The following is a 17,236-nucleotide window of genomic DNA, read 5'->3' on the forward strand; positions in this document are numbered from 1 at the left end:
ATGACAAAAGCCACAGATCCGGACGTCTTAGGTCTCGAAGCCAAATTTGCTGTGTACTGTCCGCCGCCTTATGGCTCTCGCACCGATATTCATCTGGTTAAGGAAACCATCCACATGAAGGATGGGACGACCAAGCCGAACGTGCGCATCTGGCGGGACTACAAATTTCCGTTCTATACCACGAAGAAGGGCTATCGCAATCACAAGGACAACAAGGAGTGGGAGTTACTCGATCGCGTGGATAAGTACATGACCACGCAGTCCGAGAAGAATTTCGCGATGGCGAAGGCATTAGGCATGATGCATTTCAAGGACCCGCGTGCCTTGAAGCGCTCGCCTTATCTGTACGGTGCGGATCTGCTCTCGACCTCGCACGTCAAGAAAGCCTACATGGACAAGTTCCCGACTTGTCAGAGCAAGTACACGGTCGCAGCCTTCGACGTGGAAACCGACGAAGTGCACGGGACGAAGGCCATCATCATGGCCTCGCTCACGTTTGGTGATCGCGTCTTCACGGCCGTCCACAAGAGCTACTTCGGCACAATGGTCGATGTCGAGGACCGTGCGCGTCGTGTCTTCGATCTGCACATCGGGGACGTCTACAAGGACCGCAAGATCAAGTGGGAACTGGAGATCGTCGATCGGGAGGTCGACATCATCCTGAAGTGCTTCGAGAAGGCGCACGAATGGAAGCCGGACTTCGTCGCGATCTGGAACATCAACTTCGATATGCCGATGATGCTCGCGTGCTTGCAGCGCGCAGGGTATCGCCCGGAAGATGTCTTCTGTGATCCGGCTGTGCCTGTCCAGTATCGGCACTTCAAGTACAAGGTGGGTCAGAACCGCAAGGTGACCGCCTCCGGCAAGATCAGTCCGATTCCACCGTCAGACCAGTGGCATACGGTCTTCTGTCCGTCGAGCTTCTACTTCATCGACGCGATGTGTGTCTACCGGAACCTGCGCTCCCAGAAGGGACGGGACCCGTCGTACGGTCTCGATGCAATCCTGCTCAAGACGTTCAAGAGCAAGATCCGCAAGCTGAAGTTCAAGGAAGCCGATCACCTGCGGGGGATCGACTGGCACATCTTCATGCAGAAGAACTACAAGCTCGAATACCTGATCTACAACGTGTTCGACTGCGTAGCGATGGAACTGCTGGATGAAGAGACGAAGGACTTGCAACTGACCATGCCGAGCTTTGCGGCGTGGACGGACTTCTGCAACTTCAACTCGCAACCGCGTCGACTGGTCGACACGCTTCATTTCTACTGTCTGGAAACCGAAGTCCCACCACGGGTCATTGGTTCCACGTCAGACGAGATGAAGAACGAGCTGGATGAACTGACCGTTGGGCTGGCTGGTTGGATCGTGACCTTGCCTGCGCACTTGGTCGCAGACAACGGACTCTACGCACTGGCTGAGGATGCCATGCTGCGCACGAACATCCGGGGGCACGTCGGGGATCTGGACGTATCGGCTTCATATCCGAATGGCGAGTGCGTGTTTAACATCTCCAAGGAGACGACCACCAAGGAGATGGTGAAGATCGCAGGCATTCCAGAACGGATCCAGCGCGCACAGGGAATCAACCTCTCTGGGGGAGCAACCAACGCAGTCGAGTTCGGGTGCGAGATGTTTGGTTTGCCCCGGCTTGATGACTGGCTCGAAGCCTTCGGTGAAGATCACGACATGGAGTTCAACATTCCGAAGTATGCAGCACCGATCCGAACACCGCTCGATGACGTGCGCTTCGGTGATGCGTTCGAAGAAGAGGACGACGAGGACGAGGAAGAAGACGAAGAAGCCGAGATGGATGCTGATTAAAGCCAAAAAAAGAAGGACCGACATAAGGGGAGGGCTTGCGCCCTCCCTCTATGCCGTGTCGTTACTCTGGTAATCGATCCTGCACGTCGACATACACGCTGTCACGTCGCCCAATCGCCAATACCAATACCGTCACAACCTCGTCCTTCACCTGATAGACCAAGCGATAGCCGAGGGCGCGCAATTTGATTTTGTAGCAATCGGGGAGACCATGAAGTGCTGATGCGGGAACGCGGGGTTGCTCGAGTCGTTCTTTCAACTTGTTGCCCAGTTGTCTTCGCACTGTGCCGTCGAGCTTGTCCCATTCTTTCTTCGCAGATGGCTGAAAGATCAGCTTATAGGTCATCCAGACTTACCTCGACCCCGCCGGTCTCATTCATACGTTCCCGGGCGATCGCACCGAGTTCGTAATCCTCAAGCCGATCCATCAGCGCTTCGTAGCGTTCTGCGGTGAGCAGGTACGCCACAGGTTTGTTACGATTGAGCACTGCAATGGCGCCTTCAGCTGCGTGTTCAATGACCACGTTGGGATTGGCTTTCAACTCCGAAATCCCGACCGAGCGATCAGTAAGTATCGTTTCCATACTGCCTCCGTGAGACTGGTTGATGGGCTCAACAATAGACCTTTTAACAGGTCTCGTCAAGTGCTGGCAATGGTTACTGCTCCATTACTCAGGGGCGTCATATATGGCTGAGATAAATTAAAAACGTCATATAGCCCGAGCCGAAGCCCGGGCCAATGTTCAGACCAGTGCCGAGTAGGCGCGCGCCAGCTTGTCGTCATAGTCGTTCTGGGCATGCTCGTTCGAGCCGTTGTACTGCTCGGCGAAGCTCACCCAGTTGTGGGAAGTCAATGCGGTCAGCATCGAGCCCCCATTTTCATCCTTCACGAATTCGACAAAGGCATCGAGCTGCAGCGTCTCGCTCGTCTGCATGGCGGTCGTGAACGCTTCCGCGCTCTGATAGCCACACTGGACGTAGTAGTAGCCCATGATCTGGAAGAGGCCCCACGATGCGGAGCGCAGCGCCAGATCACTGTTGAGGGTCTGTGCCTGTTGCAGTCGACCCCATTCTGCCTCACCGCCCAGATAACCTCCGCCGACCGGGTTAATGATGTTCGGGTAGCTTGCGACGAGCTGGGACAGTTCCGCGGCGGGCGTAACGGCTTTCATCGCCTTGTAGAATTGCGAGCGCTCGAAGAGGATCGTGCACTGGCCGTTGTTGAAGAAACCGGCGCCGGACGTCTCGACCTGACAGACCGTTTGCACGGTTGCTGCGTCGGTGCCAAGGAGGCCCGCCGCTTCGCTATAGCTCGAAGCGCTCAGGTACTTCTGTGCAATGAAGGGGTCGAGGATCGCAGCGGTCGCGGTGTCGTAGCATCCGGAAACCGGCAGGCCCGAGGCAGACTGGAAAGAGTCGAGGCAAGCCACGGACGCGGGGCCGAGGTTGCCGTCGATCACCAGATTGCTGCTGGTCTTCTCGTTGAGGGCGCGCTGAATCAGCTTCGCTTGGGCGGTGGTGGTGCCCGCAGGCAAAACGCTCATGATTATTCAGTCCTGTGAGTTGACGGCTTTTACCCCCCGCCCCGGATGTCTCCAGAGCGAGGGGTCACAGGATGAACGTCGGCTTACTTGCCGAAGTAGGCGGTGAGTTTCACGCGACCGCGCTCGGTCAGACCGAACTTGAGGAGCGGCTCGAAGTTCACTTGCTTCAGGAACTGCTGACGCGACTTCGGATCGGCGAGGGACTTCAGCAACGTGACGATCTTCTCGAAACCACGGCGGTGGTCACGCGACAACGGCACCCATTCGACAAACCGGAAGACGTGCTTCTCGCCGAGGGCGGCATCGGCGTGTTGATGGAAAATCAGCAGCGTCGCCTGCATCGCACTCTGGAAGTCTTTGCCTTCGAGGTTGTTGATGATGTTCGTCAACGCCTGGTAGAAGCGAACCTGATTGCGGCAGCCGACTTCCCTCGCGACGATCTTGCCCGGCTTCATCGTGAGCAGATAATCGTTCAGCGTGTTGATCTGCATCTTCGCGACGATCGAGCTGTCCTTCATCAGGTTGACGAGGGTGCGATTCAGTTCGGCCGTGTGCAGGGGCGAGGTCAGCATCGGATCGGCGACTTCCGGCTCCGGCGTCGAGACGAGTGCCGGGGCGGTGCCGGGCTCGTGCTTCGCAGGAATGGTCAAGCCTGACTTGGCATCGACCGCAGTGCCCGTGGCAGTACCCTGCGCGACAGGTGCAACAGGCGGTTCGGTCGAGGACGGTTCAGCGGACGAGACGGAGTCCGCCACTTCCTTGACGAGCTGACCGATCGGCGTCTGGGCTTGTGGGGGGACGGGGGGCTGGGCGATCGACGACGGTGACGAATGTTTCAAAGATTCGGAGATGTCCGAACCGGAAGAATTCGGGTTGCCCGCCACTGCCGACGACTCCGTAGATTTGTCGGCGGACGAGCCTTGTGCGTTTCCCTCTGCGGCCGCCGCCTGATGATGAATCGGGTTGACCACGATGCGTTCTTTCTGTTCGGCACCGCTTTCTTGTTGAGGCGTATCGCTCATGTAAAACTCCAGGGTTATCTGTCGGACAGGCTAATAGATTGACCGGCTCGGGAAAATCTTCCCAAGCCTCAGAAGAGGGCGGTCTGATAATCCATTTTTGCCACCTCCAGTGACTTTCCATGCATGGCCTTCATAAACAGCAGCATGAACGTCGAGCCGTATTCGGCGATGGCAGCGCCCAGCGCTGTGGGACTCATGGCGAGACGACTCCCCACACACACTGAGCAGTAATCTCCCTTGGGCAACTGGCAGAACATGGGACTGCGGCGCAGCACTGTCTTGCCGAGGTAAGCGCCGGCTTCTTCGATATTTGCGATCGGCTGATGACCCTCCGGGGTCACAATCGAAAAGCCAGGCAACTTGTGGATGTTCGTCTTGTCAACGAACTGGAGGTCCCCAAGTCGCGTGCCGCAGTCCTCCGTGGCGACCACTGCGTTACTTGCTGCGCGCAACAGCCACTTCACTAACTCACCCCCAAGCATCGTTTCCGCACCGCGGTTAAACGACCCCGCCCGCAACGAGTTGTTCATCGCGGGGAACTTGGAGAGGTCCCAACCTTCCGAGAGTGAGTTCTTGATGAGATCCACGTTGGTGGTCGAGTCCCCCATCCCCGCTTCCGCACCATGCATGAGAAAGAGCTTCGAGCGCACCACGTCGTACGCCTTCTTCGTGATGAGGAAGCCTTCGCCCTCATCGCCCTTCATGTATTCCTTGTCGAACGCGATGAGTTGCTTGGAGATGTTCGCGATCACCGCCGGATCGCTCAGGCGCTCCTTGTTCTCTTCGAGCAGCTTGTTGCGCAGCTCAATGAGACCAGGCGGGGCGACCATGGTCTTGCGTGTGACGGCGGGCACCCATAGCTGCGTGAAGCCCCCCAACGCAAACATCGCATCGGCAAACTTCACGTACTCGTGCATGTAGATCGGCTGGGTGTCCGGCGATCCGCCGAGTGGTTCCTGTCCCGGCTTCAAATCACTGATCGCACGTTTGAGGATTTCCTCTTCAAGCTTGCCCGCTGCGATGCGGCCCGTCTTGAATGCCACGCGGTTCCCGAACGGATAGATCAGGGCGACGTAATTGAAGAGCACGTTGCCGTAGTTCGTCTCCACATCCTCAAAGAGGTTGGGTACCTCACCCGCTTTAAGCGTGATGCGGTCCGCACGGCTCAAGGGCGGAAGCGCCGGATCGGCATCCTCGATGAGGGTGAGCGCATTGCCGTCTTCCGGATTCAAGAAGAAATGTCCAGACGGTGTCTGCACAATTCGCCAGGGATACGGATGGGTCTTGTAGGCCTCCGGTGCTTCACGGATCAGACTGAACGCAGAGATAATCCACGCCCGCCGACGGTACTCATCGGCGCCCAGCGCCTTCAGGAAGTAGGTCCTTTTATCCATGTCGAATTCCCGTGGTCCGTTGATTCTCGAGCTTCAGCAGTAAGTCGCCCACAGCGACATCTACCTTCGTGACGAGATCCAGATCGTTGATCAGGTGGTCCAGCTCGGGCTGGATAACAGAACGCGGGCTGTCAAGCCCGTCGCTGGAAAGGATGGCCATCGAGACCAGGTTGGCAGCAATGTTGGCCACCGGCATGGCTTCGAACTGGTAGCCGACCAGGTTCGCGTAGAGCGCGAACGGATAGCCGACGTCTACCCCCTCGTGCAGGAAGTGATCCATCATCAGATCGAGGCCACCCACGATGGTCTTGAAGTTGCGATACGCCTCGATGTGCTTGGCATGCACCTGCGTGAGATCGACTGGCTCATCATCCGCGAGGCGCTGGTGTGACACCTCCCGGATTTTCTCGATCGTCATCGGGTCGACGTGGTGCATATCGACCAGGAGTTCTTCCGCGGTGAGGTGCGTCGTGAGTGTGAGCACTTCGGCCAAAGTCTCGGCTGCGTGCATCTCCAGACTGCACTGCTGGATCACGGCCTGTGGATCCTGATAGTGCTCGATAGCGAAGAGCCCATTCAGTAACACCGTCAGGTGATCGACGCGTGCATCGTCAGACGGCATGACGCCCAGGCCATTGAGCAGCTCGACCTGCAAGGCCCGCGTCGTGTCGTAGATCTGCTGCACGGTCTGGCCCTGATCAACGTCCTCGTTGGTCATCAGAATCTCTTCGAAGCGGAACGCGTAGTCCTCGACTCCGAAGCTATCGATTGCCTCGTGTGCGTCGCCGATCATCTGCACGCATTCGGGTGAGGCAGCGCCCCCCAGATAGTCCCGCAAGATATCAATCATAAAGAGCGCTCGAAAATGTGAAAAAAAAACTGGTCGGTGTGAATGCTGTAGCGAACACCACCGATACCGGCTTGCTTCAGAGGAAGCGAGTCGATCGGTTAGCAACGGTCAAAAGATGAATCGTTTCCGACCGCTTTTTATTTTGATATTCAGGATTACCAATCATGACCAAGAAGAGCCGCGCCCGGATCCAGCGTGATGTTGCCGAGGGCAAGCGCAAAGCAGCGCCTGCCGCGCATAGCTTTGTACCCCAACGCCAACCGGTGCAGAACCTGGGTGGCGGCCAATTCCAGATGTCTGCAGCGGACCGGATTCTGGCTGAATGCCGGGCAGGCAAGTACGTGCCCGAGCCGGAGCGCAAGAACACGTGCTGGGACGACCTGCTGCAAACGCATGCCTTTATGACCGGCTTGCTGCTGCGCCACACCAGCATCTCCGAAGTGCTACGCGATGAAGACCTGAAGCGCTACATCGCCGAGCCCGAAACCTTCCGCACGAACGTCAACCAGTTTGCAAGCGACCTGCGCCAGATGAGCGAAGAGCTTGTCCAGCTGCGCCAGTGCCATGTGGGCAAGACGGGTGGCAGCACGGATCCGGACGAACTGATCCACGCGATTTCGCTGCACGAGCAATACCTGCTGTGGCAACAGAAGCATGACGCCGTGGTGATGCCGACGGTGCTGCATGTGTTGGAAGCCACCAATCAGGCTGAATTGGCGCGTGCGAATGCGACGGGTCAACTCAACGGCGAAGTCCCGCAGGAAGAAATCGATCCGGCTGTGCTCGACGTGAACGCAGTGACTGATGTCGACTTCAGCGACGAGAATGTCGGCAAGGTCGTGGGCGTACCGGAGACGAAGCCGCTGCGCGGTCATACGTCGGTGATTTATCAGGTCGACGAAGCCCCGTTCTTTACGAAGCCGGAGCACGACGTAGCGACCGAGCGTTCGCTGTAATTTCCACCACCAACGAAGAACTCGACCATGTCCGAGCATCAACACAATCCGCACGAACGGCCGCTGTTGCCGGATGCGTTTGACCAACTGCCGGCTGAGCCACCGGCTGCACTCGAAGCCCCGGTACAAGGTTTCGATCAACTGGAAGAATCCCCGACCGACGCCGAGCAAGCAGCGCCAGCTGAAACGCCCGTGCGTGCCCCGTTGCCGCCGTCACAGACGACACAGCAGGATACCGAGGTGTTCTTCCCGCTCGACGGCGTGTGGGACGAAACCGGTACCTTCCTGATCGGTAACACCGACACCCATCAGCGCACCGTCGATACGCTGGAAAGCATGCCCAACATCCGGCTCGAAGAACACGAGAGCGGGCGTGAGTTTGTCGACTTGATTACCGCGGCTTTGGACGGCACCCCGAAGAACGACCGGTGGCGCGCCACGGTGGATCGTCCCGGTACGGAATGGCGCCAATCGGTGAAGTCCGAGAAGGGCGGCATCAGCATGGGGCAGGTGAAGTTCAACAACATCGCTGAAGGCGAGAAGTTGACCGGTGAGCGCGCGATCCTGCAAGTGCGCTCGCTCCTGAACCTGGGCAGCACCATCCAGACACCGCTCTGGCACTCGGGTTTCCACGTCACGATCAAGGCACCGAGCGACTTGGCGCAGATCGAACTGAATCGCCGGCTGTCGGATGAAAAGATCGTGCTGGGTCGCACCACGAATGGCCTCGCGTTTGCGAACGCCTCGGCTTATCTGACCGGCGGCATTCTCGACTTTGTCATGGAGCACGTGTACGACACGTCGCTGCAGGACAAGGATCCGCAGAAGATCAAGGAACTGATCGACACACGCGATTTGCCGCTCCTCTTCTGGGGATTGGCTTGTGCGATCTGGCCACGGGGTTTCCAGTACGCCCGTCCGTATCTGGATCCAGTGACGAACGAAGAAAAGGTGCTGCGCGAGAAGATCGCGGTCGGCAAGTTGCTGTGGGTGGATACGAAGTCCCTCACGCCGTGGCAGATTGCCCACATGGCCAACCGCGGGAGCGGTCGCCAGACGCTCGAGAACGTGCAGCGGTATCGCAGCGAATTCACGATCGGGCAACCGCGTCGCGTCGAGCTGCGCAAGGACATGGCCGTCACCTTGGCGCCACCGCGGGCCATCGACTACGTCTACTCGGGCTACAAGTGGATCGGCGAGATCACGCGGCTGGTCGACGAAGCGCTCGGCCTGTCAGCGGACGATCGCCGTCGCGCCAATCTCATCATCGAGAACGGCAAGGCCACGAACATGCGTCAGTACATCCACTGGGTGCAGACGATGCATCCGGCTGGCGGCATCGTGACGGAAGACGATCGCGAAACCATTGAACGCCTGATCGACGATCTGTCGGGCGACGATGAAGCCCGCGTGAAGTATTTCGCCGAAGTCCAGAAGTACATCGATGAGACGACCATCGCCGTCATTGCGACGCCTACGGTCACCGCTGCGGAGGAGAACAAGTTCCCGCGCTTCCCGCATCTCTTGCCCATGAATGTCGAGCAGACTTTTTTTACCCTACTCGAACAGAAAATGAGCCAGATCTCCCGCCGCACCTGAGAAAGCCGCATGTCATTCAGCCTGAGTTCGGGCTGAAGCTACCAGAGGAGAATCCGCTGAAGACGACGATGGAGCGCGCAGGCGCCATCAAGAATTCATCAGATATTCAACTGGTCATGCGGGACTGCTACGAGACAACCTACGGCATCTGGGATCACCAGCGCGACGGTGACCTGGATGCGCTCTCGCTGGTGGCTATGCGAGAGACGGAGGACAGTGCATCGGGGGGTCTTCTGTACGAGAGATTCCGGCAATACATCGACCTCAGTATCGGGAAGTACACGCATCTGAATCTGCTGGACTTCCTTCAGATGCCCACGGACTGGGTGACGTCCGTTATGGATCTGTGCGCCGGTCGCATCAAGGCGGACAGTCGCACGCAGCAGGGTGTCATTGACCAGTTGCAGGACATGGCGGGAGGGGGACAATGATCACGCATATTGGTCCCGGCGATCTCTTCCAGTCCAAAGCGCAGTCGCTCGTCGTACCTGTGAACACCGTGGGTGCGATGGGCAAGGGCATTGCGAAGACGTTCGCGTTAAACTTCCCGGGCTTGCTCGAAGACTATCGCCGCGCGTGCTCGCGCGGTGTATTTTCCACTCGGGGTCTATATGTTTGGGAAGGAGCGGAAGATCGAAAGATCATCTGCTTTCCCACCAAACGTCACTGGCGTTTTCGCTCGCAGCTCCCCTGGCTGGATCAGGGACTCGCGAGGCTGGCCAGGGACTTTGAGAAGTACGGCATCACATCGATTGCCATGCCGCAGATCGGGTGTGGCGAAGGTGGCCTGGACTGGATCAACGTTTATCCGTTGATTGTGGAGTGGCTTGAGCCGCTTCCGATACCGGTGGAGATTTACCTTTCACCCACGTAGAAAGCCAAAAAAGAAGGAACTTCATAAGGGGAGGGCGCAAGCCCTCCCTCTATGCCGTCTATTTACTTCGTGGTAAAGCCGAGGCTTGCCCGGCCGTTGGCGATGCTGATCTTCTTGCGCGGTTTGCGCAAGGTTTCAGCCAACGAGACGTTCCCAGTCGGAACAACCTCGAAGTCGGGCAGGCCGCTTGCACGACGCGCGACGACCGCTTCTTCTGGGGTAAGCAGACGGCACTCTACAACGTCGTAGCAGCGACCCGGCCGCATCAGCGCTTCATCGATGTCGTTCGTGCTCGACAAGTTGGTCGTGAAGATGATCTTACGCGTGTGATTCGACCCGATCCCGTCCGTCTCGTTGAGCAGCTGCGGCATGATCACGTTGCCCGCTGACCTTGGAGTGAGCAGTTGATCAGCGTCCTCCACCACGATGATTGGAATCCGCGGCGTGTCTTTCTCTTCCACATCTGCCTTGATGCGACGAATCGACTTGAACTCACGATCCTCGCCTAGACACTTGCTGAAGAGATCCTTGCGTTCCTTGGCCTCGGTGCCTGCAACGTTGGCCATATAACCATCGCTCGAATTGAAGATGAACGTCACGAAGTCCTTGTGCAGGATCGCATCGGCGCGCTTGGCATAGATCGGCAACAGGCCGAGTTCTGAGACAGCTGCCGAAACCATCGAGGTCTTGCCCGTTCCCGGCGGGCCCTTCAGGATCAGCACCGACTCTTCGCTGTTGAGGAAGTCTTCGATCAGGGCTTTGAGGCCGCCGTCGAGATACGGATAGAACTCCGGATGCGAAGTGCGCGCATTCTCGATCTTGCCCTCATTGATCGTCAGTCCACCGCCGAACGGACTTTCCCGGAACACGACTTCGACGAACGTTTCCTTTTCTTCCTGCTTCGCGTCGGTCTTCACGTTCTCGAGTGTGAGCTCACGAAGCTCATGCACCAGTGTTTCGGAGCCGCTGAATTCGATGCAGAAGTTGGAGCGTGGGTGGGGGGCGTATGAGATCCAGAGAACCGGACGATTACCCTCGTCGAGCATGACGAAGTCACCTCGGCCAAGACGCACAAGAGCCTTCGCGTCCACATACTCGAAGAACCATGCGTCCGACTCGAAGTAGTGCTCGCTCGTCAGCATTCGGTTCGTATCGACTGAATCCACCGGAAGACCCAATGCCTGACAGAACGCACGCACTGCCGTTCCATTCAAAGCCTTGTTGTCCGGGTCGAGATAACCCGTGCTGTTCGTCCACGAGAAGAGCGCATCACCGATCGAATCGAAATGGGAGTTCAGCGGACGCACGGTCGAGAACCGGATGACCGGGAAGTCGGCTGCTGCGTTAGTGTCTTGGTCGATTGCGTTCACGTTGCGGAGGGCTGCAGATTTCATGGGTGTTTCCTTGGATTAGTTATAGGTTCGTGTTAATGCTTGGTTATCACCACCAGGGCCGCCACTCAACATGTCCTTGTGGTGTCTGGTGCTGCTTTCTATCGAGCGTGCCTACTGGCACACCGCCTGCCTTCTTTCGTGATGTGTCATGCTCCCGAGGTGTGAAGGGCTGAACAGCATTTGCCGAACGGCGCTTCGAGAGTTCGAGTTGCTTCTTGCGCTGCTTAGGAGTCTGCTGAAAGTTTTTCACCCTTCGTCCTTCTGTAGTTGATTGCGTGACTGAATGACGCCGATGTCCTTATTGCTGGACTTGCGTCTCATGGGGGACGTGGCTCTGACCAACGTGGTCAGCGACAACGAGCGTCAAGCCACCGAAGATGAAGATGAGCGTTGTCAGGAACGCGCGCATCGTGTTCTTCTTGGTTTTGCCAGAGTGATAGTTCTTTCTCGCGAAATCGTTCATGACATTTGCTCCGTGTAGTTAGATTTGCCAATCCATAGGGGGATCGGATTCACGGCTGTCATATGTGGCTGAGATTTCTTTGATTCGTTGCTCGCACAACTGAATGAACTCGTAAGCCTCACCCTGTAAAATGGTCTCGCCTTGAGCACCACACATTAAGGATAGGAATGGCTACAAAGACACTGGCGCAGATGCGCGAAGAGTACGCAGCACTTGAGCAGAAGATCACTCAGGCAGAACAGGAAGGGCGGGCGAGTGCGATCGAGCAGATCCACGCGATCATGGATGAGTTCAGTCTCACGCCGGAAGACTTGGTAAGGAAGCGCAAGCGCGGACCGAACAAGAATGCGGGAACACCAATCCCGCCGAAGTATCAGGATCCGAAGTCGGGTGCGACTTGGAGCGGTCGCGGTAAGGCACCGGCATGGATTGGAAAGAACCGGGACAGGTTCTTGATTCAGAAGTAACGCAGCAAAGAAAAAAGCCGCCCTTGAGGCGGCTTTGTTTTTGGCACGCTTGGCTTAGGCGACCGATAGTGCATGGCCTATCTTCCTTGATCCGAATCTGGTGAAAGCTGCGCGCCCTTCAACGGACCAAGCACCGCGGCCCGCAACCACTCGATGTTGCGACGCTCGAATCGCTCGAGGATGAAGCTCACACCATGGTCCTGATGACGGATGCTGATTTGATGCTTGCGGCAGAGCGCCTCGAACTCATCTAGAAAGACTTCAATCGCGTCGGGCGATTCGATGCGTTCCTTGGCGACGCTTATCGACCACCTTCCATTGGGTCGCGGCGATCTATCGATCGAGAACGTCCAGCAGGCTGTGCTCTCGGGCGGATCGGTAGCGGTCGTGGAAATTCGACCACATCAGAGTAAAGAAGAAATACAAGCCGCGCTCGACGAGGTCAGTGCATGGCTGCAACCGAAAGGTATAGCTACGGTTTCTGAAATCTTCGCTTGATATAGTTTTAACGCCAGGGGACGGCCAACCTTTTCGAAGGTTGGCCTTTTTGTCATTTAAATTACAAAGCCAACTATGATTATCTATTCTCTCGTCTTTGTCGTGGGTCTCGCAGCGGGAACCATCAGCGGTGTGATTGGTACTGGATCATCAATCATGCTGCTGCCGGTGTTGGTGTTTTCGTTTGGCCCGAAGCAAGCAGTACCGATTATGGGCATCGCTGCAGTGATGGCAAACGTCGCGAAGGTGGCTGCCTGGTGGCGTGAGGTTGACTGGAAAGCCTGCGCGGCCTATTCAATTACCGGCATTCCTGCTGCTGCACTGGGCGCCCGGACCTTGTTGTTCCTTCCAGCGCGAGCAGTCGATATTGCGCTAGGTATCTTCTTCATCGCGATGGTGCCAGTCAGGCATTGGCTGAAGAAGAAAAGTTTCAGGATGAGCCTGTGGCATCTCGCAGTGATCGGCGGCATCATCGGTTATCTGACCGGTATCGTCGTGTCCACCGGGCCGCTCAGCGTGCCGGCATTTACTTTCTACGGCCTGACAGGGGGTGCGTTTCTCGCGACTGAGGCGGCTAGCTCACTGGCTGTCTTCATTTCGAAAGTACTCGCATTCCAAGCATTCGGTGCGCTCCCGCCCGACGCGATAGTGAAGGGGCTTATTACAGGCGCGTCATTGATGCTCGGTTCTTTCCTCGGAAAAGCGGTAGTTGTGCGACTAAGTCCCACATTCTTTCGGCGGCTCCTCGACTGCCTCATGCTTGCGTCCGGAGTGACGATGCTAATAGCATCGACTCGTTAATCGCCATCCATTAGCGACAGATTCTCGATCGTACACCAAAGTAAAAAGCCGCCCCTTTGGGGCGGCTTTTATTTCGGCTGTCTTGCGCTAGCCCGCACTGACACTGAGGTAGGGGATATGCAGACTGATCGTTGCCAGTACCGCAAACGAAAGAAGCATAACCACGAGCGGAATTATTGAACCCTCGCGGTCGCCTGACTTGATGGCCAAAACTGCGCTGCGGGCGGTTACAAACACCGCAACCAGTCCGCCAACAACCGTCAACCACTTATTTACTTCGGGTCCAAACCGCGTCACCCAGTGCAGTGCCAACAAGATTAGCGCGACGATCCAGGTCCAAGCTTCGCCCCCAATCGATTCTTTTTCCGCCATAACTTCTCCTATTTGTTATTTGACATAATGCAAATGATCAACATTTTAGTTCAATGTTTTCAATGCCTTAGCTCAAAAGTCACCAGTTGATAATGCGCTGCGTTTATCGGGCCTCACCCTTGCTTGATGGTAAGCAACCTCCCGGAGAACCCCGATGCCCAGAACAGATAAAGACAACTACCAGAACATCGCCATGATGTTACGCGATCTGCCCCTTGGTTATACGGCCGACGTATCGGACTACATCGTGTTCTATTGGGATGGCAGCGAACTAGCGGGCGCGCATCTCTCGCCAGATAATCCGGGCGTCGTCGACGAGACGTTCGCCGTCGAGGAAGTGCTGTGCCTGGTCCCGGAAGTGGTCGAGGACTGGTTGAAGGCGCCGACCTTTACGTTTCGCCAGTCAGTCGTCGCATGGCTGAGTGACGCACCGCCGATCGACGCCGGCGTGTAACCGGAGATGAGTCATGTGCTATGGGAAACCTGATGAGCTAACTGCGCAACTGCTCGAAGCCTGCGGTCTCAAGAAGAACGATCTTGGGCACACGGCGCTCGATGACTTCGATCATTTCTGCGCCTACAGCGGATGCATCAAGGAAGAGATCGGTGAGCTTGCCTTCGCGTGGACGAAGTACGCTTACCTCAGCGCACACCCCTTAGTCCGGTAGCAGCGTGGCCGACTTCGAAGCCGCCGACCTGATGCTCGCCATTCGCGAGCACCGGGTGTTCTCGCGCGACGGCTGGTTGTTCGAGCTCAAGTACGATGGCTTTCGCTGTCTGATCCGAAAGAAGCGTGAGCGCGTGGAACTCATCTCGCGGCAAGGCAATTCGCTCAACCAGTCCTTTCCCGACATGGTCGAGCAAGTCGCTCGGGTGAAGGGTGACTTTGTCTGGGATGCGGAGCTTACGGTTGACGAAGCGACGGGCCAGTCGTCTTTTGATCGGCTGCAAAAACGTGCACGGGCGTCACTGCCTCGATCCGTGAAGGTGGCGATGCAGAACCACCCTGCCCGGCTTTACGTCTTCGATATCATGACGGCCGGTAAGCGGGATGTCCGTGCCCTTCCCTTGGTTGAGCGCAAAGAGATTCTGCGCGACAGCTTCGAGAACACAAGCGGTCTGGTTTTCGTTACGGGGATCGTCGCTGCCGGCGAATGGGTCTTCGAGCAAGTGAAGGCACATGACTTCGAAGGCATGATCGCCAAGCGCATGGATGCGCCCTATCAGCGTGGTCGCTCTCGCGACTGGATCAAGCTGAAGTACGAACACTACTCCCGGCCTGAAGCATTAGGTTTCGGGCGCAAGCTCCCTCCCCTGCCCTCAGTCGACTAACGCGGGTTCCGGCTCGTCCGGTTCATTCTTCCGCGGTGGTGGCTTCAGACCCGCCAGTGCCCCCAGTCGCAAATTCTGCTCGACGAAAATCAGGCGCATCTTTTCCATCGCAACCAGCTGGCCCAGCTTCTCATCCTTCCAGGCCTTGTGGACGGATTCGAAATAGCGCTCGAGGCTGATCAAGGTCTGTCGACTCTGCGCGATCTCGAGCAGCATCCGTTCGACCTCGGCATTGCCGCGGTACTGTTTCCAGAAGCGGCGCAGTTCATTCAGCCCGATCGGCTCAAATCGAGGAAGCTCACGCATCATCATCGAGCACCGACACCGGGATTGGCAGCGGCGTCAACTTGCGCGCAACCTTGGTCGGCTGACGCGTCATGCGTCCGTGCTCACTGAAGAGAATTGGCGAGTGCTTCAATACAACTTCGAACGGCTCGGTGCCAAGTGGTCCCTTCCGTTTAACGATGTCGATCATCACGCCACGGGTAGACGGCCGCAGCCCGATTCGCAATGCGGCCGGCGACGCATCCTGCTGTACGGCAAGCGGTCGCAGAATGAAGAGCATCGTTTCAGCCGACTGGGACGCGAGCGACAAACGTCGAAGCGCGTCCGCCCGCATGTGTTGCTGCCACATGAGGACCGCACCGCACGTCCCTGCTTTCAAAACCTGCTCGGCGCTCCAGAGCGTATCGGCACTGGTCTCAGTCTTGAGCAGAAGCAGTTTCTCAATCGGGATGCCGATGTGGTGCAGACCGTGTCCGCTTGGTTCATGCGGGGGCTTGATCAAGACGATCGGGCGCTTCGAGACCTGAGTGAGTGCGGGTTGCAACAGGCGCATCTCTCCGATCCCCGGCTGCTGAAGCAGCAGCTCGGTCAAAGCGCCCACCGGCCACCCTCCTCCCGGCAACTCCGTCGAGAGATTGTCGTAGCCGGTCGGCACGACACGACCCACCTGGCGAGCCAGTTGATTGGCTCGCCAGAGCGATGGGTGGATTTCTTCGATGTGTTTGGGTAAGGCGGACATGACGGATGCAAGACACTGTACGGATATACAGCATCCTACACTCTTCTCAACGATTCTCTGCTGCCAATAATTCAGGGCGCCATTCCCGCACCACTGCCTCGAACTGCTCACTGAACCCCAGCGTGTCGGGGTAGGTGTGGGAGCGCGACGCCAGACGGAAAACGATGCACATGTCATCCATGATTTCGTCGTCCACGCCCCAGGCGGTCGTCAGGTCGTAACTGCCGCACGATCCCGCGTTCCACCAAGCAAGGAGAAAGTCGGCGACGCGCCGGCTTTGATCGGTGTTTCCAACAGCGTGGAGGAGAAGACGAGCCAGCGCCATCTTCTCTTCATGACGAATCTCATCGGGTCGCATATCCCCTCCTCCTGAAAGCTGCAAGTGTACTGCGGCGGTATTGCTCGATAAAGCATCGCGCATTGACGGTTAGTTGCATCGCAAGCCGAAAACGTAAAAAACACTACGATCTACGTAATGCTTAGTACGGCATCGGGGTCTTTGCGACTTCGGTGTCGCACTTATGCCGGTTCGCACGCCAGATCAGCATGAGCAGCCGAGACGGGCATCAAAACGCGTGGAACATTTCGCGATTGTGACGCTATGTCCATGACAGGACAGTGTTTTCAAGGCGCGCAGTGTGGACCTTGAGTGTTTCACGGACCGGCGATCGTTTCACGACTTCACATCTTTTCGAGAAAACCCGATGAAAGCCTTACCTAGCCTTGCATCCCCCTACCCTCTCGCCGGCAAAGTTAACTTGTCACGCCCTCGTTTACCGTTTACAGTCCCAACGAATTTCGCCTGTCAGCGCTTTATTCGAC

Annotated in this window: 23 protein-coding genes; 11 read left to right on the forward strand and 12 right to left on the reverse strand. The window is 57.1% G+C overall.

Features of this window, described 5'->3' with window-relative positions; all coding sequences use genetic code 11:
• Positions 1 to 1,824: a 3'-5' exonuclease gene (locus tag FQ746_RS00310; protein ID WP_144106611.1), complete on the forward strand. Its 1,824-nt coding sequence runs from the start codon at positions 1 to 3 to the stop codon at positions 1,822 to 1,824.
• A 61-nt stretch (positions 1,825 to 1,885) separates the two neighbouring features.
• On the opposite strand, the gene FQ746_RS00315 is transcribed toward FQ746_RS00310, so the two are convergent.
• The 6 genes from FQ746_RS00315 to FQ746_RS00340 all read right to left on the reverse strand — a co-directional run bounded on the left by FQ746_RS00315 (position 1,886) and on the right by FQ746_RS00340 (position 6,634).
• Positions 1,886 to 2,170, reverse strand: coding sequence for a type II toxin-antitoxin system RelE family toxin (locus FQ746_RS00315; RefSeq protein ID WP_144106612.1), 285 nt, complete (start codon positions 2,168 to 2,170; stop codon positions 1,886 to 1,888).
• Complete coding sequence (locus FQ746_RS00320; protein WP_144106613.1) at positions 2,160 to 2,408, reverse strand: type II toxin-antitoxin system Phd/YefM family antitoxin; 249 nt, start codon at positions 2,406 to 2,408, stop codon at positions 2,160 to 2,162. Before FQ746_RS00320 ends, FQ746_RS00315 begins: the two co-directional genes overlap by 11 nt.
• A gap of 159 nt (positions 2,409 to 2,567) precedes the next feature.
• Positions 2,568 to 3,368, reverse strand: a complete 801-nt coding sequence (locus tag FQ746_RS00325; RefSeq protein ID WP_144106614.1) for an N-acetylmuramidase domain-containing protein — start codon at positions 3,366 to 3,368, stop codon at positions 2,568 to 2,570.
• A gap of 83 nt (positions 3,369 to 3,451) precedes the next feature.
• The gene (locus FQ746_RS00330; protein ID WP_144106615.1) at positions 3,452 to 4,390 is read right to left on the reverse strand and encodes a hypothetical protein; all 939 of its coding nucleotides are present in this window, start codon (positions 4,388 to 4,390) and stop codon (positions 3,452 to 3,454) included.
• 68 nt (positions 4,391 to 4,458) lie between these two features.
• Positions 4,459 to 5,784, reverse strand: coding sequence for a hypothetical protein (locus FQ746_RS00335; RefSeq protein WP_144106616.1), 1,326 nt, complete (start codon positions 5,782 to 5,784; stop codon positions 4,459 to 4,461).
• Complete coding sequence (locus tag FQ746_RS00340) at positions 5,777 to 6,634, reverse strand: hypothetical protein (protein ID WP_144106617.1); 858 nt, start codon at positions 6,632 to 6,634, stop codon at positions 5,777 to 5,779. Before FQ746_RS00340 ends, FQ746_RS00335 begins: the two co-directional genes overlap by 8 nt.
• A 164-nt stretch (positions 6,635 to 6,798) precedes the next feature.
• On the opposite strand from FQ746_RS00340, the gene FQ746_RS00345 reads away from it, so the two are divergent.
• The 4 genes from FQ746_RS00345 (at position 6,799) to FQ746_RS00360 (ending at position 10,063) form a co-directional block, all read left to right on the forward strand.
• A complete protein-coding gene (locus FQ746_RS00345) occupies positions 6,799 to 7,590 on the forward strand; it encodes a hypothetical protein (protein ID WP_144106618.1) in 792 nt (263 codons plus the stop codon).
• A gap of 27 nt (positions 7,591 to 7,617) precedes the next feature.
• Positions 7,618 to 9,189: a hypothetical protein gene (locus FQ746_RS00350; RefSeq protein WP_144106619.1), complete on the forward strand. Its 1,572-nt coding sequence runs from the start codon at positions 7,618 to 7,620 to the stop codon at positions 9,187 to 9,189.
• A 68-nt stretch (positions 9,190 to 9,257) separates the two neighbouring features.
• Complete coding sequence (locus FQ746_RS00355) at positions 9,258 to 9,620, forward strand: hypothetical protein (RefSeq protein ID WP_144106620.1); 363 nt, start codon at positions 9,258 to 9,260, stop codon at positions 9,618 to 9,620.
• On the forward strand, positions 9,617 to 10,063 hold the full coding sequence (locus FQ746_RS00360; protein ID WP_144106621.1) for a macro domain-containing protein: 447 nt from the start codon (positions 9,617 to 9,619) through the stop codon (positions 10,061 to 10,063). Before FQ746_RS00355 ends, FQ746_RS00360 begins: the two co-directional genes overlap by 4 nt.
• A 62-nt stretch (positions 10,064 to 10,125) precedes the next feature.
• On the opposite strand, the gene FQ746_RS00365 is transcribed toward FQ746_RS00360, so the two are convergent.
• Both FQ746_RS00365 and FQ746_RS34600 read right to left on the reverse strand, forming a co-directional pair.
• Entirely contained in the window at positions 10,126 to 11,457 is a 1,332-nt protein-coding gene (locus tag FQ746_RS00365; protein WP_144106622.1) for an AAA family ATPase, read from the reverse strand.
• A gap of 298 nt (positions 11,458 to 11,755) precedes the next feature.
• The gene (locus tag FQ746_RS34600) at positions 11,756 to 11,920 is read right to left on the reverse strand and encodes a hypothetical protein (protein WP_186310585.1); all 165 of its coding nucleotides are present in this window, start codon (positions 11,918 to 11,920) and stop codon (positions 11,756 to 11,758) included.
• Between the two features lie 167 nt (positions 11,921 to 12,087).
• Here FQ746_RS34600 and FQ746_RS00375 point away from each other — a divergent pair, with 167 nt between their 5' ends.
• The 3 genes from FQ746_RS00375 (at position 12,088) to FQ746_RS00385 (ending at position 13,686) form a co-directional block, all read left to right on the forward strand.
• On the forward strand, positions 12,088 to 12,387 hold the full coding sequence (locus tag FQ746_RS00375; protein WP_144106623.1) for an H-NS family nucleoid-associated regulatory protein: 300 nt from the start codon (positions 12,088 to 12,090) through the stop codon (positions 12,385 to 12,387).
• Positions 12,388 to 12,678: 291 nt separating this feature from the next.
• Complete coding sequence (locus tag FQ746_RS00380; protein ID WP_144106624.1) at positions 12,679 to 12,885, forward strand: hypothetical protein; 207 nt, start codon at positions 12,679 to 12,681, stop codon at positions 12,883 to 12,885.
• 75 nt (positions 12,886 to 12,960) lie between these two features.
• Positions 12,961 to 13,686, forward strand: a complete 726-nt coding sequence (locus FQ746_RS00385; RefSeq protein ID WP_144106625.1) for a sulfite exporter TauE/SafE family protein — start codon at positions 12,961 to 12,963, stop codon at positions 13,684 to 13,686.
• Positions 13,687 to 13,773: 87 nt separating this feature from the next.
• Here FQ746_RS00385 and FQ746_RS00390 read toward each other — a convergent pair whose 3' ends face one another.
• Complete coding sequence (locus tag FQ746_RS00390) at positions 13,774 to 14,058, reverse strand: hypothetical protein (RefSeq protein ID WP_144106626.1); 285 nt, start codon at positions 14,056 to 14,058, stop codon at positions 13,774 to 13,776.
• Between the two features lie 154 nt (positions 14,059 to 14,212).
• Here FQ746_RS00390 and FQ746_RS00395 point away from each other — a divergent pair, with 154 nt between their 5' ends.
• Genes FQ746_RS00395 through FQ746_RS00405 form a run of 3 tightly spaced genes read left to right on the forward strand, consistent with a single transcriptional unit; the run spans position 14,213 to position 15,390 of the window.
• Positions 14,213 to 14,512: a hypothetical protein gene (locus tag FQ746_RS00395; RefSeq protein ID WP_144106627.1), complete on the forward strand. Its 300-nt coding sequence runs from the start codon at positions 14,213 to 14,215 to the stop codon at positions 14,510 to 14,512.
• A 13-nt stretch (positions 14,513 to 14,525) separates the two neighbouring features.
• Entirely contained in the window at positions 14,526 to 14,726 is a 201-nt protein-coding gene (locus FQ746_RS00400) for a hypothetical protein (protein ID WP_144106628.1), read from the forward strand.
• Positions 14,727 to 14,730: 4 nt separating this feature from the next.
• Positions 14,731 to 15,390 (forward strand): DNA ligase, encoded by a 660-nt coding sequence (locus FQ746_RS00405; RefSeq protein ID WP_260853842.1) that lies wholly within the window; start codon positions 14,731 to 14,733, stop codon positions 15,388 to 15,390.
• Here FQ746_RS00405 and FQ746_RS00410 read toward each other — a convergent pair.
• From FQ746_RS00410 to FQ746_RS00420, 3 genes are read right to left on the reverse strand one after another with little or no spacing between them, the layout of a single operon-like run.
• The gene (locus FQ746_RS00410; protein ID WP_144106629.1) at positions 15,379 to 15,702 is read right to left on the reverse strand and encodes a hypothetical protein; all 324 of its coding nucleotides are present in this window, start codon (positions 15,700 to 15,702) and stop codon (positions 15,379 to 15,381) included. The two genes, FQ746_RS00405 and FQ746_RS00410, sit on opposite strands and share 12 nt — an antisense overlap.
• Positions 15,689 to 16,414, reverse strand: a complete 726-nt coding sequence (imuA, locus tag FQ746_RS00415) for a translesion DNA synthesis-associated protein ImuA (RefSeq protein WP_144106630.1) — start codon at positions 16,412 to 16,414, stop codon at positions 15,689 to 15,691. Before imuA ends, FQ746_RS00410 begins: the two co-directional genes overlap by 14 nt.
• Before the next feature lie 46 nt (positions 16,415 to 16,460).
• Positions 16,461 to 16,772: a hypothetical protein gene (locus tag FQ746_RS00420; protein WP_144106631.1), complete on the reverse strand. Its 312-nt coding sequence runs from the start codon at positions 16,770 to 16,772 to the stop codon at positions 16,461 to 16,463.
• Between the last annotated feature and the right edge of the window lie 464 nt (positions 16,773 to 17,236).

The organism is Paraburkholderia sp. BCC1886 (assembly GCF_900996245.1).
Lineage (GTDB): Bacteria > Pseudomonadota > Gammaproteobacteria > Burkholderiales > Burkholderiaceae > Paraburkholderia.